We start from the raw sequence: 22,004 nt of genomic DNA, 5'->3' as shown, positions 1-22,004 counted from the left end.
TTCCATGTCGGAAGGTGACATCGCGGGCTTCGCGCTGACGCGTGCAGCCCCCGCCAAGATCAATCTGGCCCTTCACGTCGTCGGCCAGCGCGCCGACGGCCACCATCTTCTCGAAAGTCTCGTCACTTTTGCCGATTGCGGCGATCGCATCGGTCTCTCGCCGGCGGATGCGGATCGCTTCACGGTTTCGGGCGCGTTTGCCGCCGCGCTGCCGATGGATGCCGGCGCGGGCGGCAACCTGGTTCTAAAGGCACGGGACCTGCTGCGCGCCGAACTGCAGGCACTTGACCCCGACACGGCCGGGCCGGTCCACCTGCATCTCGAGAAGAACCTGCCGCTCGCCTCGGGCATTGGCGGCGGATCCGCGGATGCGGCGGCGACGCTTCTTGGGCTTCTCGATCTTTGGGGCGCGACGATCGAACCCTCCCGCCTCGGCGCCATCGCGCTGCAGCTCGGAGCGGACGTGCCGATGTGTCTTGCCGGCACGCCACTGCTCGCGAAGGGGATCGGCGAGGACATTACGCCGCTTGCGGATTTCCCCGCGCTGCCGGTCGTGCTGGTCAATCCGCTCGTCGCCGTCTCGACGCCGGTTGTCTTCCGGGCCCTCGCCAACAAGACGAACCCGCCGCTCGTTGCGCCTCACAGAGCCGGCACGGCGGCCGAGTGGATTTCTGCGATCGCAACGATGCGCAACGATTTGCAGCTGCCGGCAGAGGGCCTTGAGCCCGTGATCGGCACGGTCTGCAAGGCATTGACCGAAGCCGGATCGGCGCTCACGCGCATGTCGGGCTCAGGCGCCACATGCTTCGGCCTTTTCGACAGCGACGTGCGCGCGGCTGCGACAGCGCGCGCTCTTTCGGAGGCCTACCCCGGGTGGTACGTTCTCGCCTGCAGGACAGTGGGCAAAGGGAAATAGCATGGCCGGTATCGACGAAAAGCGTCCGTTCATTCCTGTCGGGATCGCCATCCTCACGGTCTCCGACACGCGCACGCGCGCCGACGACAAGTCGGGCGACACATTGGAAGCGCGGGTGCGTGACGCCGGCCATCGGCTTGAGGCGCGCGCCATCGTTTCCGACGACAAGACGAAGATCTACGACCAGGTAAAGGCCTGGACGCTCGATCCCAACATCGACGTGGTGATCACGACAGGTGGAACGGGCTTCACCGGGCGGGACGTGACGCCTGAGGCGCTGGAACCGTTGTTCGAGAAGCGCATGGACGGGTTCTCCGAAGTCTTCCACCGTATCTCCTTCGAGAAGATCGGCACCTCGACGATCCAGTCGCGGGCAACTGGCGGCGTTGCCAACGCCACCTTCATCTTCGTCCTTCCGGGTTCGCCCGGTGCCTGCCGTGATGCGTGGGACGGCATCCTCAAGCAACAGCTCGACTATCGGCACATGCCCTGCAATTTCGTGGAGATCATGCCGCGGCTCGACGAGCATCTGAAACGTGGCTGAAGAGCTTGGACCGTTCCGGCTTGGCCGACCTGTTACCTTAGTAACTGACGGTCGCTTCTCCTCTCGTTAGTCTCCAAGCGTTGACACAGCGAGGAACGACCGCCGCACGTTCTATTCCTCGCGCCGCAAGACCCTTCCGCCTCTGTCCCCCAGGCGGAATGCAATGTTGGATACGACGGGTAGCCAGAATGCTGCCCGGATAGAAATCTACCAAACAAGGTCATTTGAGAGCCGCTTGGAGGTGCCGTCCCCCCGGGACTGGCACCTTTAATTTTGCGCGCTACGAACCGGCGTTACCGCCTGGCTTCGACGGCGACCCAGGCCGGAACAAGTTCGGTCGAGAGCTTGCGGACAGAGCGGACATTCGTCATGGCATCCAGGCCCGTATTGCCGCGGGCGGCCGCAAGAGCATCGTTCTTGCGCAGGAGAAAGCCTGTCTCCAGCGGCTTTCCCCGCCGGGTCAGCCGGCGGAAGAAAGGCCTGCGATGCAGTCTCGAACCGGAGAAGCGGGCCGGTGCCTTGTTCATCGACACGTACTCGGCCAGTTCATCGATCCAGCGGCCGATCGGGCGGGCGCCCGGCTCCAGCAACATCAGCCATTCGCCACGCGCCGAACCCACCACATCGGCGAGATCCCAATCCCGGCAGAAACGGCATCCAGCGGCATCGGCCACATCGGACGAACCATCCTTCGAACCATGATCGAGGATGATCACATCGCTGACCAGCCCCTCCACGGCGCCGGCAACCAACACAGCAAGCGTCTGCGCCAGTTCGGCTTCGTTGTCGCGGGTTTCCATGATGATCGTGAGCATGGTTTCTCGTAACGCATCGGCACGGCAATTGCTACATCCAGGACATCGACCGAAGCGGTGCCTTGATCGACAAAACCGAAATTCCAATTTTTTGTTCTTGAATCGTTCTCTCATTCGCGATAGGAAAATAATCAGAACAAAACGGGATCAAATATCTGATTCCGGGGAGATTCCAATGACCGAGCTGTCTCAGATCAGGCAGGGTGCCCTTGCGCCCGCCAACACGGCAGATGTGGCCGAAGCGATGATGAGCGCAACGGGCCTCCGGATCGACATCGATCGCCGCCGGGGGCGCGGCGCCGGGATCAACATGTCCGGCAGGTTCGAACCGCGCAGCCGCGAGACGTTCGACGACGGTTGGGAAAGCCTGGAGGATCTGCCGCCGTTCAAGACCGAGGTTCAGGTCGAGAAGCCGCGCACGGTGATCACGAGGAACGAGTCTCCCGACATCTCCTTCGACCGCTCGATCAATCCCTATCGCGGCTGCGAGCATGGTTGCATCTATTGCTTCGCCCGCCCCACGCACGCGTATATGGGCCTATCGGCCGGCCTCGACTTCGAAGCGAAGCTGTTTGCCAAGCCGGATGCACCGCGACTTCTGGAGCGCGAACTGGCGCGGCAGGACTACAAGGTGAGGCCGATCGCCATCGGCACCAACACCGACCCCTATCAGCCGATCGAGAAGGAGTGGCGCATCATGCGCCAGATCCTCGAGGTGCTGCGGGACGCCAACCATCCGGTCATGATCGTCACCAAATCAGCGATGGTCACCCGCGATATCGATATCCTGGCGCCGATGGCGGAAAAGGGACTGGTTCGCGTCGGCATCTCCGTCACGACACTCGACCGGAAGCTCGCCCGCACGATGGAGCCGCGGGCCTCTACGCCGAGCAAGCGGCTGGAGGCGATACGCATGCTTGCCGAAGCGGGCATCCCGGCCGGTGTTCTCGTTTCCCCTATCATTCCGGCGCTGAACGACCACGAGATCGAGCGCGTGCTCGAAGGAGCAAGGACAGCCGGAGCAACGGAAGCAAGCTATGTCCTGCTGCGGCTGCCGCTCGAGGTCAGCCCGCTCTTTCGCGACTGGCTGCTGCGCAATTATCCGGACCGCTACCGGCACGTCATGTCGCTCATCCGCTCCATGCGTGGCGGCAAGGACTATGACGCCGAATTCGGCAAACGCATGAAGGGCGCCGGCCCCTATGCGTGGCAGATTGGCCGCCGCTTCGACTTGGCGGTCAAGCGCCTCGGCTTCAACCCGACGCGCCGGCAGCTGCGCGACGATCTCTTCGTGCCGCCGCTCGGAACGGGGGTGCAGCTCTCGCTTCTTTGAAGGCTTTCCGATCGCCTGGTAGCATCCGCAATTCGTAATCGGCGCGCAGCGAGAGATGATCGCCCCGCACCGCCAGGCGAACCCGATAGCGGGCGCCTCAGATCGCATAGCAGTTCCGGTGCCCCTTACCCGCCGTGGGCCCCGGTAATCCCCCGTCCGCCGCCGCACTCGGACTTGGGGGCTTGAAGAGAATCGGTCGATCATGCGAATTAGACTTATGTCTCGCAGATCGTCCGATTCTCCCCTTTTTCCCGATATCATCGAAGCGCCCGATTTCAGTTTCGAGCTTTCGGCCAAGGGCGATGGCTTCTGGCCGGTCGCCGGAGCGGATGAGGCCGGGCGTGGGCCGCTCGCGGGACCGGTGGTCGCCGCCGCCGTCATCCTCGATCCGGACGCCATTCCCGCGGGCCTCGACGACAGCAAGAAGCTGACGGCGCAGGCGCGCGAAAAACTGTTCGAAGAAATCCTCGCCACGTCCGAAGTGTCGATCGCCTCGGCTTCGGCCGGCACGATCGACGCCACCGACATCCGCAAGGCAAGCCTTGAAGCCATGCGGCGCGCCGTGGCCGGCCTGCCCTCGAACGCACGCTTCGTGCTCGTCGACGGCCGTGACGTGCCGCCCGGCCTCACCTGCCACGCCAAGGCGGTCGTCAAGGGCGATGCGCGGTCGCTGTCGATCGCCGCCGCTTCGATCGTCGCCAAGGTCACCCGCGACCGCATGATGGCCCGTGCCGATCTCGCACATCCCGGCTACGGCTTCGCGCTCCATGCCGGCTATGCGACGGTGACCCACCGTCGCGCCATCGAGACCCACGGCCCCTGCCCGCTGCACCGCATGAGCTTCCGGCCGCTGCGCCGGGACGACTAACCTTTGCGCAATCCCTGACCAGCGCTACGCAGGCGTTTTCGGTTCCGCTTCCGACATATCTCGTCAACAGCTTTTCTCGCGTCAAAAGCCATACCGGCGGCGCGCGTGCTGACGTGCGCTACGCTAGCCCTTGAACACTGGTCCTACTTCGGCGGCCGAACCTGATGTGGCGAAACGCCTACGCAAATCTCTGACGGAGGCTGGCGCCACCCATTGTTCGGGCCAGCGCGTTCTCTGCAGACAGGCATAAAAAAAGCCCCGCACGAAGCGGGGCTTTCTTCAATCGAATGTCCGAGCGCTTAGTTCAAGCGTGCCTTGACGTCGCCAAGTGCCTTCTTGAACAGATCGCTCTGGGCGCCGGCGTCCGCCTTGGCGGCAATGACCTTCTCGGCAGCGGCGATCGCGAGATCGACGGCAGCGGAACGAACCGCGTTGATCGCGTCGCTTTCGGCCTGCTTGATCTTCTGTTCCGAAAGAGCCGTGCGACGAACGACGTATTCCTCGGTCTTCTGCTTGGCTTCCGCGGTCAGCATTTCGGCTTCGCGCTGGGCGGCAGCGACGATGCCGGCAGCTTCCGCTTCGGCATCCTTGCGCTTGCGCTGGTACTCAGCGACGAGGCCCTGTGCTTCTTCGCGCAGGCGCTTGGCTTCGGTCAGCTCGTTGCCGATCTTTTCGGCGCGGGCGTCGAGCGCCTTGCCGACCATGCCCGGAACCTTGAGATAGGCAATCAGGACGAAGAACAGGATCAGGCCAACGAAGGCATAGAAAGTTGCATCAAGATGCATAGTTCAGTGCTCCTCAGTTGCCAGCCGATGCCTTGACGGCAGCGGTGATCTCGGCCTTGGTGACGGTTCCGCCGATCAGCTGCTTGACGACAGCCGTTGCGGTTTCCTCGGCGATGGCGCCGACGTCGGCCAGTGCTTTTGCCTTGATGTCGGCGATGCGGTCTTCTGCAGCCGAGATCTTCTTGGCAAGGTCGGCTTCGACGGCGGTGCGGTCAGCATTGGCCTTGGCTTTTGCGGATTCGCGGGCGTCGTCGGCGATCTTGTGACCCTTGGACTTGGCGGCTGCCAGGTCCTGCTCGTAGGAAGCGATGGCAGCGTCGGCTTCGCCCTTGAGGCGGGACGCTTCATCGAGATCCTGAGCGATCCGATCGTGACGGGTTTCCAGAATTCCGCCGATGCGCGGAATGATGACCTTCGACATCAGGAGATAGAAGAGGCCGAACGTGATCGCGAGCCAAAGCAGCTGCGATGCGAAATGGGTCGTATCGAAGGGCGGGAACACGCCGGAGCCAGCCTCGCCTTCGTGAGCCACACCCGTTTCGGTGTGCACCTCACCGGCCGCAGCGGCATCGTGTGCTTCGGCGCCTTCAGTGGTGGTTGACTGCTGGGCATAAGCCGCGGTCACAAACATGCTCACCTCCAGGTGCACTCAAGAATATGCGCGGCCGCGACCTTTTGACGGGTCGCGGCCGAAACTCCAGCCGATATTAGACGGCGAAGAGGAGGAGCAGGGCTACGAGCAGCGAGAAGATGCCCAGAGCTTCCGTAACGGCGAAGCCGAATACGAGGCGGCCGAACTGGCCGTCAGCAGCCGACGGGTTACGCAGCGCGCCAGAGAGGTAGCTGCCGAAGATGTTGCCGAGGCCGAGAGCCGTGCCGGCCATGCCGAGGCAAGCGAGACCTGCGCCGATGTACTTTGCTGCTTCCGCTTCCATGTTTGAACTCCTTCGAATGGTGTTGCGGCTTAGGATTGCGCTTCCGGCGGAGATCCGGCCGGAAGCAAGCGACTGTTATTCCTTAGTGGCTTCCGGGATGGACAGCGTCGTTGAGGTACATGCAAGTCAGTACCGCGAAGACATAGGCCTGGAGGAAGCAGACGAGGAACTCAAGACCGGTAATGGCGACGGTCATGATGAGCGGCAGGATGGCGCCACCGATGCCGACCGCGCCGAGGGCGCTGAGCGAGGTGACGAAGCCTGCGAAGACCTTCAGCGTGATGTGCCCGGCCAGCATGTTGGCGAAAAGACGGACCGAGAGGCTGATGGGGCGGGAAAGGAACGAGATGACTTCGATCGCGACGACGAGCGGCAGAAGGACGCCAGGAACGCCATGCGGCACGAAGAGCTTCAGGAAGCCGAGACCGTGCTTGTAGAAACCGTAGAGAATGACGGTACCGATGACGAACAGCGCCAGAGCGAAAGTGACGATGATCTGGCTGGTGACCGTGAAGAAGTAGGGCATCATGCCGAGCAGGTTCGCCGTCAGGATGAACATGAACAGCGAGAACACCATCGGGAAGAACTTCATGCCGCCGCTGCCGGCACCTTCGCGCAGCATCGAGGCGATGAATTCGTAGGACATTTCCGAGACCGACTGCATGCGGGTCGGGATAAGACCGCGCTGCGACGTCGTCAGATAAAGAAAGCCTGCGGCAACACCCACGGTCGCAGCCATGAACAGCGACGCATTGGTGAAGGAAAAGTCCATTCCGCCAATTTCGATCGGGACAATCTTATTGACCAGGAACTGGTGGGTCGGATCGTTTGACACCGCGCTTCTCTTTCGTTCTACCCGCCCGAGAGCGGAAACCGTTTTCTTCGGGGCAACGCCTCAGCGGGCGTCGCCGTCCTTCTTGTCATTCCCAGAACCGCCTCTTCCGGCTTCCGGTGTCGCCACCATACCGGCCGAGCGCAGCACATTCAGCACGCCAGCGCAGAAGCCGAGAAGCAGGAAGATAATCAATCCCCACGGCCCTGTACCCGCAAAGTGGTCCAAAAGATAGCCCAGAAACGCCCCGACAACGATGCCGGCGATGAACTCGCTCGAGAGCTTCATCGCCGCCGCATAACCTTTACGGCTTTCGGCGGCCCTGGCTTCCGCTACATCAGGCGTATTGGGCCTCTTGGCCTCAATCTTGTCGCCGAGCTGCTTCAGCCGCGCTTCCAGACTTTCTTCAGGTTTCTCCGCCACGTGGCTACTCCCTTGTCGTCCTTATCGGGTCTCAGACCGCGATTTCGGTCATACAATAGGCCTTCGCACAAGCCACGTTTCGGCCCCATTTGAAGTCGCGCGCAACATAGTTTTAGGCACCCGCATAGTCAAGGCGTGCAGGTCGCTTGATCGTGGACAATGTTTTCCATGAAATTCAATGGGTTAAGCACACGTTCATCGATCTTCGACAAGGTCGCGGCAGGATTCCGGCCGGAGACCGGCGGGAATCCCCCCTTCCGCGTGTGCGCAGGAAAGGCGGCGGAATCGCGTCGGGCGCGGATCAGCTCCAGCCGCCGCCATAGGTGCGATAGAATATATGCATGCCGATCTTGCCGACCCGCTTCATCGTCTTCGCCCACGGCGGATTGACGTAGGTTGCGTGGTAATGGGTGGCAGAGCCCACTTCCGGCAGCCAGATCTTGCCGGCGGTGACGGCCATCGCAACTTCCTTGGCGGTCTTCCAGTGCGAGCGGGAATAAATAAGGTCGCGGATCATGTCGCAGGCGAAGGAAAACTGGCAACGGTTGCGCCAGGCCTTGTTCTGATAAACAACGCCGCAGATGGTCTTCGGATAGGTGGGATTGCGCACGCGATTGAGAATCACTTGCGCGACCGCGGCCTGACCCTTGAGCGGCTCGCTACGGGCTTCGAAGTAGATGCCTTCAGCCAGGCAGGTCTGCTCTTCCTTGCTGAAGACCGACCCCGGCAATGCGGTGGCGGCCCAGGCGTGGTCGTCCGGCGCAATCTCGGGAATGAAGCGACCGGCGTTCCTGTCTTCGCGCAGGATCGAATCGAAGGGCGATTCACGCGCGTAGTCCGGCTCGGGCCGGACGTAAGCAGTCGCAAGAATGTCGGGGCGATCGTTGGTAACGAGCTTGGCCAGCATCGGCGAAACGCCGGGCTCCGCCTTTGGCGGCGTCTTCCGGTAGAAGGCGGTGGCGATCTCGATCTCCTTGCCTTCGATGCGGGACTTGGCGAAGACCATCTTCTCCCCCTCCCCCAGGCTTGGCTCCATCAGGGAGCTGGTGCGCTGCAGGATGGAGCCGGCGGAGAAATCCTTGGGCGGCGTTACCGGGGTCACGGCAACGACGCGACCCTTCTTGGCCTGACGGTTGACGCGGTCTTCGTCGGGCGTGCCCGAATGTTTGGTTTCCGCGGTCAGCGCGACGCGGCTGCCGTCCGGCATGGTGATGCCGGCGCCGCCGTCAAGCGCGCCCGTGGTGACCGGATCGGCAAACACCATTTCGGCTTCGTGGATCGAGCCGGCCGGCGACGGCGTCATATACATGCGCCAGCGCTCGCCGCCCCGGTTGATGCCGGACAGGAAGGTCGCGAGGTCGGCATAGGCCACAGACGAGGGAAAGCCGAGATAAAGCGCAAGGCCGATGATCGCGGGCGCCATCCAGGCGGACGGGTTCAGGCGAGACTTTAGACGCAGGTTCCGACTCTTACGCACCAACCGACTCCACGCAACGCTATCAGGCGGCACGGCTTCGCCCGCGCCGGCTATGCGCCAGCGTCGAGAATTCCGCGCGGGAAGATTAGACAATCAAGCAGCCGGACACTTCGCCGGGACCGCTCCGTTCGTGCTTTGAAAATGAAGCATTAACCTTGATGTTTGGTTAATGCGCGATCGCTGAAAGGTGGATGCCCCCACAACGCAACGAAGCCGCCTCCCCATCGGAAGGCGGCTTCGTTGCGTTGTATATCCGGCCCATCCCGCGGCCCGGCCAAGGACCGGGCAAACGTCAGATGATCACGTGCGAGCCGAGTTCGACCACGCGGTTGGTTGGCAGGCGGAAGTAGTCCGACGGATCGATTGCCGCATTCGCAAGCGCGATGAACAACCGGTCCTGCCAGTGCGGCATGCCGCTCTCGGCATCGGGCACGAGCTTGCGGCGGCCGAGATAGAAGGACGTCGACATGATGTCGAACTTCAGGCCCGACTTGCGGAAGAGACCGAGCGCCTGCGAGACGTTCTGCGTTTCCATGAAGCCGAAGCGCATTTCGAGCAATGTGAACCGGTCCGACAACGGCTGCATGCTCACCCGTTCCGACTTCGGCACCTTCGGCGTATTGGCCGTGCGGATCGTCAGGATGAAGTTCTGATTGTGCAGCACGTGGTTGTGCTTGATGTTGTGGAGCAGTGCGGCCGGCGTCGATTCCGGATCGCTCGTCAGGAACACGGCGGTTCCGGGCACGGCCACCGGCGCATGTTCGCTCTTGCGCTCGATCGACTTGATGAAGCTCGCCAGCGGAATGTCGATGTGGCGGGTCTTGGCGTGCAGGATTTCGGTGCCGCGCCGCCAGGTCCACATGATGATGATGAAGGTGGCGGCGATCAGCACCGGAACGTAGCCGCCGTCGTGGATCTTCAGCATGTTGGCGCCGAGGAAGATGAACTCCAGCGCGAAGAGCGGCAACAGCACAGCGGCGGCCGCAAGCGCCGACCAGTTCCAGCGCATGCGCAGGAACTCGAAGGAAAGCACCGTCGTCACCACCATCGCGCCGGTCACCGAGATGCCGTAGGCGGTCGCCAGCGATTCGGACGAACCGAAGACGAAGACCAGCGCCATGACGCCGAACATCAGGAGCGTGTTGACGTTCGGCAGGTAGATCTGGCCAGTATGGGTCTCGGACGTATGGAAGATCGCCATGCGCGGCAGGAAGCCGAGATGGATCGCCTGGCGCGTCAGCGAGAAGGCACCGGTTATCACCGCCTGGCTGGCGATGATGGTTGCCGCCGTCGCCAGAATGACCACTGGCAGCAGTGCCCATTTCGGGAACATCAGGAAGAACGGGTCGGACATCGCTTCCGGGTTCTTCAGGACGAAGGCGCCCTGGCCGAGATAGTTAAGGGTCAATGCCGGAAAGACGATCAGGAACCAGGCCCACTGGATCGGCCGGCGGCCGAAATGGCCAAGGTCGGCGTAGAGCGCCTCTGCACCGGTCACCGTCAGGAAGACGGCGCCGAGCACGATGATGCCGACATAGCCTTCGCTGAGCATGAAGCTCACGGCGTAGTAGGGATTGAAGGCCTTGAAGATCGATAAGTCGTCGGAGATGTGCACGAAACCGATGCCGCCCATCACCAGAAACCAGACGAGCGTGATCGGACCGAAGAAATTCGAGACCGCCGCGGTTCCCTTCGACTGCACCGCAAAGAGCATCAACAGGATGACCACCGCGATCGGCACGACATATTCCGACAGCGCCGGCGTCACCAGCTTCAGACCTTCGACCGCCGAAAGAACCGACAGCGCCGGCGTGATCATCGCGTCGCCGATAAAGAGCGCGGCGCCGGCAATGCCCATGAAGAAGAGGATGGCGGCGTGGCCGTTGGCGGACTTCATCAACAGGGCAAGCAGCGACAGCGTACCGCCCTCCCCCTGGTTGTCAGCGCGCAGAAGAAACAGCACGTATTTGATCGTGACGATGATCGTCAGCGTCCAGATCATCAGCGAGATCAGGCCGATGATCTCCGCATCGGTCACACCGTCATGGGAAACCGGGCGCAACGCTTCGCGAAAGGCATAGAGCGGGCTGGTGCCGATATCGCCATAGACGACACCGATCGAACCAAGCCCGAGAACCAGCAGACGGCGCAGGTCCTTCGGCTCATGAGTGGAAGGGGCATGCGATTGGGTCATGCAAACCTACTGGCGTTCAAAGCCAGCCTTTCCAGCGGAAAAAGAAAAAGGGGATCACGGCCGATATCACCATCGCCGCGATCGCCCAGGGATAACCGAATTGCCATTCCAGCTCGGGCATGACGCGGAAGTTCATGCCGTAGACAGAGGCGACCAGCGTCGGCGGCAGAAGCACGACCGACGCGATCGAGAAGATCTTGATGATGGCGTTCTGCTCGACGTTGATCAGGCCGAGCGATGCATCGAGCAGGAAGGTAATGTTGCCGGAAATGAACCCGGCATGTTCGGACAGCGATTGGATGTCGCGCGAAATCGAGCGGCAGAGTTCGCGCGTTTCCTTGTCGTCCTGCACCTGCGGAACGGTGTAGACGAATGTCAGCAGGCGCGAGAGCGAGGCGAGGCTGTCGCGGGTCTTGGCGACCAGACGATGATGCCCGGCAACGTCGCGCAGGCGCGCCTCGAGAAAATGCGGCGGGCGGCGCTTGCCGGCGGCCTTGTCGCCGAAGACGGCGATCGACAGATCGTCGATCTTGGTCACGGCCTCTTCGAGAATTTCGGCGGTCCGGTCGGCGATCGTTTCCAGGAGCCGGGTCAAAACCACCGCGCCGTCTCGGCAATTTCCGGGGAAGCGGTGCATCGACGCCTTGAAGAGGGCGAAGGATCGGGGCTCGGCATAGCGGATGGTGACGAGCCGGCTACCCGCCAGGATGAAGCCGATGTCGGTCAGGCCGGGTATCTCCGTGTCCGAACGAAACACCAGTGACGCCGTCATGAACACGGCGTTCTCCTCGATATAGAGACGGCTCGAAGGCTCGATGTCCTTGAGGTCGTCGCGCGTCGGGATGGAAATGCCGAGCAGCTTTTCCATCATCAGATCTTCCGCCTTGTTCGGCTCGACCAGATCCAGCCAGATGAGGTCCGAACGCAAGCTCTCGGGCGGGTCGGCGGGCGTCAGGACGACGGCCGTGCCATCGGCGCAATAGCCGGTGATCATGCGAGCGTCCTCGTCATGCCAACCTTAGGGTCGAATGGAAGAGGCGAAAGGTCGTGCGCCACAAAATACCCACAATAGAGATCCATCGGATGGGACGTTCCGCCAGTCAGGACAAAGTCTTCAACTCAGTCATCGCGAGAGGCCAAGATCTCGGGCGAGAGGGCGTCAAGTTGGGCACCTTCGCAAGTGCGGCAAGGCATATGGCGCAACGCAAACGCAAAATCAATGCCCTCTTGCAATCCGGCACGCGGGCATGCGCCGCCAGTTCGGCGCCACCCTATAGCATGTTTGCTTAAATCAAAACCGAATCAAGGGCAAAACGATTCGTGCCCGGCAGCCGGGCAGAACCGCTTCGAGACAAACTACTCGAACACGATGTTCGGCGCGGCGCGGCTCTTGTCCTGCTGCGTGGCCGATACCTGTTCCCAGACCTTTGTCGCGATATCGCGGTAGACGCGCGCGACCTCGCCTGCCGGGTCGGAGGCGACCAGCGGCGTTCCTGCATCCGACGTCTCGCGAATTCCCATCGTTAGCGGCACCTCGCCGAGGAAGGGTACGCCGATGCGTTCTGCCTCCTTGCGGGCGCCGCCGTGCCCGAAGATGTCGTAGCGGTTTCCGGTGTCGGGCGCGACGAAGTAGCTCATGTTCTCGACGATGCCGAGCACCGGGACTTCCACCTTGCGGAACATGGCAAGGCCCTTGCGCGCATCGATCAGCGCCAGGTCCTGCGGCGTCGAGACGATGACGGCACCGGCAAGCGGCACCTGCTGGGCCATGGTGAGCTGGGCGTCGCCCGTGCCCGGCGGCATGTCGACGACGAGCACGTCAAGATCGCCCCAGGCGACCTCGCGCAACATCTGCAGAAGCGCCGACTGGATCATCGGTCCGCGCCAGATCATCGCCACTTCCTCATCGACGAGGAAACCCATGGACATGACCTTGAGGCCGTAATTTTCCATCGGGCGGATGAGCCGGCCCTCGATCTGCTGCGGCCGGCCGGAAATCTTCAGCAGCCGCGGCATCGAGGGGCCGTAGATATCGGCATCGAGCAGACCGACTTTCAGGCCGTTTGCCTGGAGTGCCAGCGCCAGATTGACCGACGTGGTCGACTTGCCGACACCGCCCTTGCCCGAAGCGACGGCGATAATCGCGCCGACGCCGGGGATCCCCGCCTTGGCGGGCGGTCCGCCAGCCGGACGCGGGGCGTGGGAGTGGCCTGCATGGGACGGTGCCTGCGGCTGCGGGCGCTGCACCGGCGCGCTGCCTGCGGCTGCCTTGCGATCGGCCGTCAGAGCGACCATTGCCGCGGTGATCCCGGGAATGTCACGCACCACGCGCTCGGCTGCAGCCCGCATCGGCTCCAGTTCCTTGGCGCGTTCGGCCGGCACGGTGATCGAGAAATAGGCCTTGCCGTCGGAGATGAAGACATCAGACACGAGCCCGAGGTCGACGATATTGCCTTCCATGCCCGGGCCACGCACCGTGCGCAACTTTTCAAGCACCACTTCTTTCGTGACTTCCGGCATCGCGCCCTCTCATTCTTTTGTTATCTCTTAGATAGTCGAGGCGGGGCGCTTCGCCAATGCGACATATCGGAAAAAGGAAGGGCCACCACCCGCCTCGGTGTCCGTACATCCGGGATCACCTTCAAGGCGGGCAGTGGCCCTTTCGGTCGCGACCTTCTTGGGCGCTGTCTTCTTTTTAGTCCCCTCTGGACATGCCAATAGAAATGCAGGATGCGTGCCAGTTTCAGATCTGGCGGAAATAGGCAGCAATTTCAAAAAGATAATCTCGACCGCCATTCATCGGCCGGCGATGGCATATGCCCAGTTTCTGAGCAACCGTCTGCAAATCGTCCAAGGATGGAGCAGATCGCCCAGATGACGGAACCTTGGCGACAGCATGCCGGGCTTCCCCAAGCTTCTTTCGATCGCATCAGGTCGAGGACATTCAGGAAGAGGCTTGCGGCGCAGGGCCGACTTGGGGCTAGCTGATGTAGCCCTTCTTCATCGCCTTCACGACCGCCTGAGTGCGGTTGACGGCGTCGAGCTTCTTGGTCACGTGGTTGAGGTAGTGGTTGACCGTATGCTCGGAGAGCCCGAGGATGCCGGCGATCTCGGCGCTGGTCTTTCCGGCAGCCGTCCAGCTCAAACACTGGATCTCGCGCTCCGAAAGTGCTGCGCCGCTACTCTTCCACACGGAGCCGATTTCGGCGAGGCGGTTATAGACATGGATTGCAATCATCTGCAGTTCCATGGTGACGGTCATCGGCAGTTCGACCAGCGGGCCCATCAGGATGACAGCGCCGCGGCCGCCCTCGGCGTCATGAACCGGGAAGTAGCTTGCCTGGAAGATACCGTTCTCGCGCAGCATCTCGATGTATTCGGCCGCCGATTCCGGTTTGCCGCCCTCTCCCTCCCAGGCTGCAAGCGTCACCTGGAACGGCGTCGTCGTCTCGCGCAGGCGGCGCACGCCGGTGCTGAAGCGCAGCATCGACAGGCTGTCATACTTGTTCAGCAGCTCGGCCGGCATGTTGGAGATGACGGTGCTCGCGGCGAGGCGCTCCACGTCGATCGAGGGGATCGAGCAGATCAGAAACGTCTTGAAGCCAAAAACCTGCGTGATCCGCCGCATATAGCGGATGATATCGAACTGGGTCTCAAGCTTTGCGATCTCGGACGCGAAATCGCCGCCCCGGGGCAGATCTGCGTCAGTCATCCCGGTCGTCATCGTATCCTGCATTCGCGCGTTCCATGGCATTCATCACGTATCAAATAGACCGAGCCGCCTGCCAATGCCAACAGATGATCGAAAATCCCTGCCGCTTCGACCCAAAAGTCTGTGTATTTCCCCTCGTGAAGGCCGATATTGCCATCAGCTCGCGCGCGACGCGTGCCGGCGATCAGTTGATCAACCCGGCGCGCACGGCCTTTGCGACGGTCTGAACGCGATTGACCGAATCCAGCTTGCGCGTTGCCCGGTTGAGGTAGTGGTTGACGGTATATTCGGACAGCGCCAGAATTTTCGCCATTTCACTGGTGGTCTTGCCGGCGGCCGCCCAGCGCAGGCACTCGACCTCGCGGCGTGAAAGGCTTCCCGCACCGCGCTTGTCGCGATCGCGCACCTCCATGTATTTGCTGTAGAGCACGCCGGCCCAAAGGTTGAGCTCCTGAAGCTCGTCATTGGAAACCACGGGACGGTCGCCGCCAAAGGCGATCGCGGCGCGGTGGCCGCTCGCATCGTGCACCGGCAGATAGAGGCCGCGCGGCATGTTCGCCTGCTCGAAGACGCAGACCGCCGCATCGCCCTTGCCGTCGGCTCGGCGGCGCGCAAGCTGGTGCGCGTCGTAGGTAAAGGGGATGGTGCTGCGCCGAAGCCGCTGGATCACCGGGCTGCCATTGATCAAGCCGGCACTGTCATAGCCTTTGAGAAAGGCGGCCGGGTAGTTCGTCATCAAGGCGTTGACGGACAGGCTGTTGCTCTCCGTTTCCGGAATGGCAAGCACCAGGAAACCACGGAAACCGTAGGAATCCGCAACCTGGGCGATCACGCGCCTGATATCCTCTTCGCAACAAATCGGCCCACGGATGGTTCGCCCATCAGGAAGCGCCAACGCCGACAAATTCGCGCTGAAATCAATCATCTTCCGCCCTTTTCCACATCCGGTTCCATGCGGGAACCGGCCGCTGACGCCGCATGAAGATCACGTCAAAAATTTATACCAATACCAAAAACGAACCAGACTAAGACCATCCACGAACCTGAGTCTGATATATTAAAGCTATCGAGCGAGACGCGCCACGTCCAGTCGATGTTTCTAATTTACCGTAAAGTGAATTCAAGGTCCACCACGGCCGGGCCCAAGACGGATCGCCGCGTCCTCGCCAACCGCTTGCGCCGCTGCCCGAACCGCTGCCGCCCAGGCCGACAATTGTTCCATGGTCACCCGATAGGCGGGCCCGGTCACCGACAGGCCGGCCGCAAGTTCGCTGCCGGGAATGAGGATAGGTGCTGCAACGCAGCGGATCTCCGTTTCATGTTCCTCGCGGTCGAAGGCGTGGCCGTCGCGCCGGATTTCCTCGATCTCCGCCAGCAAGGTGGCGGCCGAGCGATGGGTGTGCGGCGTGAAGGCCTGAAACTCGGTTCGGGCCAAAATACCTTCCAACTCCGGCTGTCCAAGCAAGGACAGGGCCGCCTTGCCGATGCCAGTGCAATAGGCCGGCGACGCCTTGCCGATCTGCGAACTCATGCGCACCGTCTGGCGGCTTTCTACCTTGTCGACATAGACGATCTCGGTCTCGCGCAGAATGCCGAGATGCACGGTCTCACCGGTCAGTTCGTGCAATCGCTGCAGGTGAGGCTCGGCAACGTCGCGAAAGCGATTGGCGGACCAGGAACGATAGGCCAGCGTCAGCAGCCGAAGGCCAGGCTCATAGGAGAGGTCGCGGCGCTGGATCAGCAGTCCTTCCTCGACCAGATGGCTGAGCAGCCGGTACAACGTGCCGCGCGGCTGGCCGGACCGGGCGAGAATATCGGTAAAACGCTGCGGGCCATCGGCGGTGACCACCGCTTCCAGGACGGTGATTGCCTTGCCGAGCGTGCCCGTGCCAGCCTCCGCACGCACTTCGTCCCCTCCGCCTGCCGCTTCATCCGTCATCGTCGCTCGCTTGTTTGTTTCCGATTGCAGTCGCGCGATCGGGCGCGCGACCTTGACAAGGTAGACGCTTCGACGTGATAATTCCATATAATAAAATCAAGTTCCAAATAATGGAACAAATCTTCACCATAGGACTGATCGGGGATACAGGAATATGCCGGTGCCGAAGGCACAATTTCATGATCTCAAAGACCGCGCGGTGCTGGTCACCGGTGGCGGTTCCGGCATTGGCGCAGCGCTTGTCGAGGGTTTCGTCGACCAGGGTGCACGGGTGGCCTTCGTCGATATCGACGAGAGGGCAAGCCTCGACCTCGTCGAAAGGCTCGCCATCAAGGCAAGCACGGCACCGGTCTATATTCCCGCCGATTTGCGCGACATCGAAGCGGTAAAAAAGGCCGCGCAGACTGCGGCGGCCGCTCTCGGCGCGCTCCACGTGCTCGTCAACAATGCGGCGCGCGACGATCGCGAGCCACTGGAAAGCGTGACCGAAGAGAGCTGGGACGAGAGCCAGGCGGTCAACCTCAGGCACCTCTTCTTCATGAGCCAGGCGGTTGCGCCGCATATGCGCGAAGCCGGCGGCGGGTCGATTGTCAATTTCTCGTCGATCGCCTATCTGCTCAACATGGCCGAAATCCCGGCCTATGCGACGGCGAAAGCCGCGATCGTCGGCCTGACCAAATCGCTCGCCGGAAAGCTCGGCCAGGACAACATCCGCGTCAACGCGATCCTGCCCGGCATGATCGTCACCGAGCGCCAGAAACGGCTGTGGCTGAGCGACGCGGCAATCGCCGGCATGCAGGAACGGCAGTGCCTGAAGCGCAGCCTCACCGCCGACGATCTCGTCGGCCCTTGCCTTTTTCTCGCGTCGGCGTGCTCGTCGGGCATGACCGCGCAAACAATGATCATCGATGGAGGCGCACTTTGATGACGGCAGCCTATTATGCCGCGGTCGACTGGGGAACCACGAGTTTCCGGCTGTGGATCATCGGCGAGGACGGCTCGGTGCTCGCCGAGCGCCGAAGCGGCGAAGGCATGACCACGGCCAACAAGGCCGGGTTCCATGCGATCCTCGAAAAGCACCTGGCCGCCGTCGATGCGCCAGGCCACCTGCCGGCGATCATCTGCGGCATGGCCGGGGCCAAGCAGGGTTGGGTGGAGGCCGGCTACCTCGATACGCCGGCCGCGCTCGCCGATATCGCCTCCCATGCCGTGGCAGTGCCGGATCTCGATCGCGACATCCGTATCCTGCCGGGTCTGGCGCAGCGTGATCGGCGGCACCCGGATGTGATGCGCGGCGAGGAGACGCAATTGCTCGGCGCGGCAAGCGACCTCGGTCGCGGTCTACATCTCGTCTGCATGCCGGGCACACACAGCAAATGGGTGCGGCTCGAAGACGGCGCCGTCAGCGGCTTTTCCACCTTCATGACCGGCGAATTGTTCGACGTGATCTCCAAGCACTCGATCCTCAGCCACTCGATCGCCGACGCGCATGCGTTTACCGGCGATCATCCCGCCTTTGCGGCGGCGGTGGCCGAGGCACGCACAAATCCGGCGCTCGCCACCAGCCTGATCTTCGGCGCGCGCTCAGGCCAATTGCTGCACGGCGCAAGCGCGACCGACGCCAAGGCATTGCTGTCGGGCACGCTGATCGGCCTGGAGATCGCCGGCGCGTTGGCTTCAGCCAAGACGATCGACAGCATCTGCCTCGTCGCCTCCGGATCCCTTGGTACGCTTTATCAGGCTGCGCTCGAAAGCCTCGACTGCCCTCTTCAGGTGGTCGATGCCGACACGGCCGTCCGCTCCGGCCTTTCGACCGCCGCCCAGGCGATCTGGCCCCTCTGAACGAAAGACACGCTCATGACCCGCATTCCCTTTCCGTCGATGAAGTACCCGCTGATCGCGATCCTGCGCGGCCTCAAGCCCGAGGAAACCGCAGGCGTCGTTGGTGCCCTGATCGAGACCGGCTTCTCCGCGATCGAGATCCCGCTGAATTCGCCCGATCCGTTCCGCTCGATCGAGACGGCAGTGAAGATGGCGCCCGAGGGATGCCTGATCGGCGCCGGCACGGTGCTGACGACGACACAGGTGGAACAACTCGCCGATGTCGGCGGCCGCCTGATGGTGAGCCCCAATGTCGAGCCGGCGGTGATTTCTCTCGCCGCCAAAAAGGGCATGGTGACCATGCCAGGCGTGCTCACCCCGACCGAGGCGCTTTCGGCCGCGGCGGCGGGCGCCACCGGCCTCAAGTTCTTCCCGGCAAGCGTGCTCGGCCCGTCCGGCATCACCGCGATCCGCGCGATCCTGCCGCCAGAGCTGGAAATCGCTGCCGTCGGTGGCGTTTCGGACGCGAATTTCGGCGACTATGCCAAGGCCGGCATCCGCAGCTTCGGTCTTGGTTCCAGCCTCTACAAGCCCGGCATGAGCGCGGCTGAAGTGCGCGAGCGCGCCGTTGCCACCATCAAGGCCTACGACGCCGTCTACGGAGCGCGCTGATGAGCGACACCATCCCCTTTTCCGGCAGCATTCTCTGCGAAGCGACGTCGATCCTCGGCGAAGGTCCGACCTATGACCCGGCCACCGGCACTGCCTGGTGGTTCAACATTAAGGGCCAGGAACTGCATGAACTGCACCTCGAAAGCGGGCGCAAGTCCGTGCACGCCCTACCCTTCCTCGGCAGCGTGCTCGCCGTCATCGATCCGACCCGGCAGCTGATCGCCTCCGACCAGGGCCTCTTCATCCGGGATACGCGGACCGGTGCCTTCAGCCTGCTGACCACGCTTGAGGACGAACCCATCAATCGCTCGAACGACGGCCGGGTTCATGCGTCCGGTTCGCTCTGGATCGGCACCATGGGCCGCAGCGCCGAAAAGGGCTCCGGCGCGATCTATCACGTCGCCGGCAGCAAGGTGACGAAGCTCTATGCCGCCATCACCATTCCCAACAGCATCTGCTTCTCGCCGGATGGAACCGTCGCCTATTTCGTCGATACCGACATCAATCACCTGATGCGCGTCGATATCGACGCCGCGACCGGGCTGCCGAAAGGCGAACCGAGCCTGCTCGTCGACGGCAGTGGCGAAGCTGGCGGTATCGACGGCTCCGTGTGCGATGCCGACGGCCTGATCTGGAACGCCCGCTGGGGCAGCGGCACGGTCGATGTCTACCGCCCCGACGGCGCGCGCATCGCGCGCTACGCCGTGCCGACGAGCCAGCCGAGCTGTACCGCCTTCATCGGAGCGAAGGCCGACCGCATGCTGGTGACATCCGCCTGGCAGGACATGGACGAGGCAACGCGTGCGGCGGACCCGCATGCCGGCAAGGCCTTCGATCTCGGCGTCAGTGTCAAGGGCCGGTTCGAACCGTCTTTCCGTCTCTGACCGGAAATTCTTGGCCGAGTAACTCTTGGCGAAGCGCCAATAAAAAGTCATACAATTCAGCCACGCGTTTGATCGCATGGTGAGGAGGAAGCTCGCATGAGCGACAAGAAGAAAGAACTGCGCAGCCGTCACTGGTACGGCGGCACCGACAAGGATGGGTTTATCCATCGCTCCTGGATGAAGAACCAGGGATTTCCGGACCACGTTTTCGACGGCCGCCCGATTATCGGCATTTGCAACACCTGGTCGGAACTCACGCCCTGCAACAGCCATCTGCGCATTCTGGCAGAGGGCGTGAAGCGTGGCGTGTGGGAGGCCGGCGGTTTCCCGGTCGAGTTCCCGGTGTCTTCGCTCGGCGAGACGCAGATGCGCCCGACCGCGATGCTCTTTCGCAATCTGCTTGCCATGGATGTCGAAGAGGCGATCCGCGCCTATGGCATCGACGGCGTGGTGCTGCTCGGCGGCTGCGACAAGACAACCCCCGGCCAGTTGATGGGTGCGGCGTCGGTCGACCTGCCGACGATCGTCGTCTCCTCCGGCCCGATGCTGAACGGCAAGTGGAAGGGCAAGGACATCGGCTCCGGCACGGATGTCTGGAAGTTCTCCGAGGCCGTACGCGCCGGTGATATGAGCATGCAGGAATTCATGGCGGCAGAAAGCGGCATGTCGCGCTCACCGGGTGTGTGCATGACGATGGGCACGGCCACCACCATGGCGTCGATCGTCGAGGCGATGGGCCTGTCGCTGCCGACCAATGCGGCGCTGCCGGCCGTCGACGCCCGCCGCATGGCGCTGTCGCACATGACCGGCAAACGCATCGTCGAGATGGTGCATGAAGACCTGCGCCTGTCGAAGGTGCTGACCAAGAAGAATTTCGAGAACGGCATCATTGCCAACGCCGCCGTCGGCGGCTCGACCAATGCCGTCGTGCACATGCTGGCGATCGCCGGCCGCGCCGGCGTTGATCTCTGTCTTGAAGATTTCGACCGCGTCGGCAGCCAGGTGCCGTGCATCGTCAACTGCATGCCGTCCGGCAAGTATCTGATCGAAGACCTCGCCTATGCCGGCGGCCTGCCGGCGGTGATGAACCGCATACAGCATCTGCTGCATGCCGACGCGCCGACAGTCTTCGGCGTGCCGATCAGCAAATACTGGGAGGATGCCGAAGTCTACAACGACGACGTCATCCGCCCCCTCGACAATCCGCTGCGGGCTGCCGCCGGCATTCGCGTGCTCAAGGGCAACCTTGCCCCAAACGGCGCCGTCATCAAGCCGTCGGCCGCAAGCGAGCATCTCCTCGTCCATGAAGGTCCGGCCTATGTCTTCGAGACGATCGAGGAGCTGAAGGCGAAGATTGACGATCCGGACCTGCCGGTGACCGAAGACACGATCCTCGTGCTCAAGGGCTGCGGACCCAAGGGCTATCCGGGAATGGCCGAGGTCGGCAACATGCCGATCCCGCGGCGCCTCGTCGAAAAGGGCGTGCGCGACATGGTGCGCGTGTCCGACGCCCGCATGTCCGGTACCGCCTTCGGCACCGTGGTCCTGCATGTCAGCCCGGAATCGAATGCCGGCGGGCCGCTCGCCATCGTCAAGACCGGCGACCGCATCCGCCTCGACGCGATGAAGGGCGAGCTCAACCTGATGATCAGCGAGGAAGAGTTTGCCACGCGCATGGCCGCCTGGCAGGCGCCGCCGCAGAAATGGACCCGCGGCTACTACAAGCTCTACCAGGACACGGTGCTGCAGGCAGACAAGGGTGCGGACCTCGACTTCCTCGTCGGCGGCAGCGGCAGCGAAGTGCTGCGCGAAAGCCACTGACGGCTTCGGACGCAGTTCGAGGCAGACGCGTTT

General features: G+C 62.6%; 22 protein-coding genes. 9 read left to right on the top strand and 13 right to left on the bottom strand.

The features are described from left to right. The first annotated feature begins 4 nt into the window (after positions 1–4). Together FA04_RS02350 and moaB are read left to right on the top strand one after the other, a co-directional pair. Entirely contained in the window at positions 5–916 is a 912-nt protein-coding gene (locus FA04_RS02350) for a 4-(cytidine 5'-diphospho)-2-C-methyl-D-erythritol kinase (RefSeq protein ID WP_034801062.1), read from the top strand. Position 917: 1 nt separating this feature from the next. Further along, positions 918–1,460 (top strand): molybdenum cofactor biosynthesis protein B, encoded by a 543-nt coding sequence (gene moaB, locus FA04_RS02345; RefSeq protein WP_034801059.1) that lies wholly within the window; start codon positions 918–920, stop codon positions 1,458–1,460. Positions 1,461–1,753: 293 nt separating this feature from the next. On the opposite strand, the gene FA04_RS02340 is transcribed toward moaB, so the two are convergent. Continuing rightward, positions 1,754–2,275, bottom strand: coding sequence for a glycosyltransferase family protein (locus FA04_RS02340; RefSeq protein WP_034801056.1), 522 nt, complete (start codon positions 2,273–2,275; stop codon positions 1,754–1,756). A gap of 175 nt (positions 2,276–2,450) precedes the next feature. Between FA04_RS02340 and FA04_RS02335 the strand changes: the two genes are divergently transcribed. Further along, a complete protein-coding gene (locus FA04_RS02335; RefSeq protein WP_034801053.1) occupies positions 2,451–3,608 on the top strand; it encodes a PA0069 family radical SAM protein in 1,158 nt (385 codons plus the stop codon). 217 nt (positions 3,609–3,825) lie between these two features. After that, positions 3,826–4,476: a ribonuclease HII gene (locus FA04_RS02330; protein WP_034801051.1), complete on the top strand. Its 651-nt coding sequence runs from the start codon at positions 3,826–3,828 to the stop codon at positions 4,474–4,476. A gap of 299 nt (positions 4,477–4,775) precedes the next feature. Here the strand turns inward: FA04_RS02330 and FA04_RS02325 are convergent, their stop codons facing one another. The 12 genes from FA04_RS02325 to FA04_RS02270 form a co-directional block, all read right to left on the bottom strand. Then, positions 4,776–5,261: a F0F1 ATP synthase subunit B gene (locus FA04_RS02325; RefSeq protein WP_034801048.1), complete on the bottom strand. Its 486-nt coding sequence runs from the start codon at positions 5,259–5,261 to the stop codon at positions 4,776–4,778. A gap of 13 nt (positions 5,262–5,274) precedes the next feature. Continuing rightward, positions 5,275–5,892 carry a F0F1 ATP synthase subunit B gene (locus tag FA04_RS02320; RefSeq protein ID WP_034801046.1) on the bottom strand — a complete coding sequence of 206 codons (618 nt, stop codon included), beginning with the start codon at positions 5,890–5,892 and terminating at the stop codon, positions 5,275–5,277. A 76-nt stretch (positions 5,893–5,968) separates the two neighbouring features. Further along, positions 5,969–6,196 carry a F0F1 ATP synthase subunit C gene (locus tag FA04_RS02315; RefSeq protein WP_025426100.1) on the bottom strand — a complete coding sequence of 76 codons (228 nt, stop codon included), beginning with the start codon at positions 6,194–6,196 and terminating at the stop codon, positions 5,969–5,971. An 82-nt stretch (positions 6,197–6,278) separates the two neighbouring features. Continuing rightward, positions 6,279–7,031 carry a F0F1 ATP synthase subunit A gene (locus FA04_RS02310; protein ID WP_034801044.1) on the bottom strand — a complete coding sequence of 251 codons (753 nt, stop codon included), beginning with the start codon at positions 7,029–7,031 and terminating at the stop codon, positions 6,279–6,281. A 60-nt stretch (positions 7,032–7,091) separates the two neighbouring features. Beyond that, complete coding sequence (locus FA04_RS02305; RefSeq protein WP_034801042.1) at positions 7,092–7,451, bottom strand: AtpZ/AtpI family protein; 360 nt, start codon at positions 7,449–7,451, stop codon at positions 7,092–7,094. A gap of 301 nt (positions 7,452–7,752) precedes the next feature. After that, positions 7,753–8,874, bottom strand: a complete 1,122-nt coding sequence (locus FA04_RS02300; protein WP_051659572.1) for a cell wall hydrolase — start codon at positions 8,872–8,874, stop codon at positions 7,753–7,755. Positions 8,875–9,220: 346 nt separating this feature from the next. Further along, the gene (locus tag FA04_RS02295; protein WP_034801041.1) at positions 9,221–11,122 is read right to left on the bottom strand and encodes a potassium transporter Kup; all 1,902 of its coding nucleotides are present in this window, start codon (positions 11,120–11,122) and stop codon (positions 9,221–9,223) included. 16 nt (positions 11,123–11,138) lie between these two features. Beyond that, positions 11,139–12,116 (bottom strand): magnesium transporter CorA family protein, encoded by a 978-nt coding sequence (locus FA04_RS02290; RefSeq protein WP_034801039.1) that lies wholly within the window; start codon positions 12,114–12,116, stop codon positions 11,139–11,141. 362 nt (positions 12,117–12,478) lie between these two features. Further along, positions 12,479–13,642, bottom strand: a complete 1,164-nt coding sequence (locus tag FA04_RS02285; protein ID WP_034801037.1) for an Mrp/NBP35 family ATP-binding protein — start codon at positions 13,640–13,642, stop codon at positions 12,479–12,481. A 460-nt stretch (positions 13,643–14,102) separates the two neighbouring features. Beyond that, positions 14,103–14,876: a LuxR family transcriptional regulator gene (locus FA04_RS02280; protein ID WP_051659571.1), complete on the bottom strand. Its 774-nt coding sequence runs from the start codon at positions 14,874–14,876 to the stop codon at positions 14,103–14,105. A gap of 142 nt (positions 14,877–15,018) precedes the next feature. Continuing rightward, positions 15,019–15,759: a LuxR family transcriptional regulator gene (locus FA04_RS02275; RefSeq protein ID WP_034801035.1), complete on the bottom strand. Its 741-nt coding sequence runs from the start codon at positions 15,757–15,759 to the stop codon at positions 15,019–15,021. 195 nt (positions 15,760–15,954) lie between these two features. Beyond that, positions 15,955–16,773, bottom strand: a complete 819-nt coding sequence (locus FA04_RS02270) for an IclR family transcriptional regulator (RefSeq protein WP_051659582.1) — start codon at positions 16,771–16,773, stop codon at positions 15,955–15,957. A gap of 154 nt (positions 16,774–16,927) precedes the next feature. Here FA04_RS02270 and FA04_RS02265 point away from each other — a divergent pair, with 154 nt between their 5' ends. The 5 genes from FA04_RS02265 to FA04_RS02245 all read left to right on the top strand — a co-directional run bounded on the left by FA04_RS02265 (position 16,928) and on the right by FA04_RS02245 (position 21,971). Next, the gene (locus tag FA04_RS02265; protein WP_060529839.1) at positions 16,928–17,698 is read left to right on the top strand and encodes an SDR family NAD(P)-dependent oxidoreductase; all 771 of its coding nucleotides are present in this window, start codon (positions 16,928–16,930) and stop codon (positions 17,696–17,698) included. After that, positions 17,695–18,615, top strand: coding sequence for a 2-dehydro-3-deoxygalactonokinase (locus tag FA04_RS02260; protein ID WP_177235696.1), 921 nt, complete (start codon positions 17,695–17,697; stop codon positions 18,613–18,615). Before FA04_RS02265 ends, FA04_RS02260 begins: the two co-directional genes overlap by 4 nt. A 15-nt stretch (positions 18,616–18,630) precedes the next feature. Next, positions 18,631–19,266: a 2-dehydro-3-deoxy-6-phosphogalactonate aldolase gene (locus FA04_RS02255; protein ID WP_034801028.1), complete on the top strand. Its 636-nt coding sequence runs from the start codon at positions 18,631–18,633 to the stop codon at positions 19,264–19,266. Next, a complete protein-coding gene (locus FA04_RS02250) occupies positions 19,266–20,150 on the top strand; it encodes an SMP-30/gluconolactonase/LRE family protein (protein ID WP_034801025.1) in 885 nt (294 codons plus the stop codon). Before FA04_RS02255 ends, FA04_RS02250 begins: the two co-directional genes overlap by 1 nt. Before the next feature lie 96 nt (positions 20,151–20,246). Then, positions 20,247–21,971 carry an IlvD/Edd family dehydratase gene (locus tag FA04_RS02245; RefSeq protein ID WP_034801023.1) on the top strand — a complete coding sequence of 575 codons (1,725 nt, stop codon included), beginning with the start codon at positions 20,247–20,249 and terminating at the stop codon, positions 21,969–21,971. Positions 21,972–22,004 lie beyond the last annotated feature (33 nt).

It is taken from the genome of Ensifer adhaerens (assembly GCF_000697965.2).
GTDB classification, from domain to species: Bacteria; Pseudomonadota; Alphaproteobacteria; order Rhizobiales; family Rhizobiaceae; genus Ensifer; species Ensifer adhaerens.
This window is presented reverse-complemented; position numbering and strand designations above follow the sequence as displayed.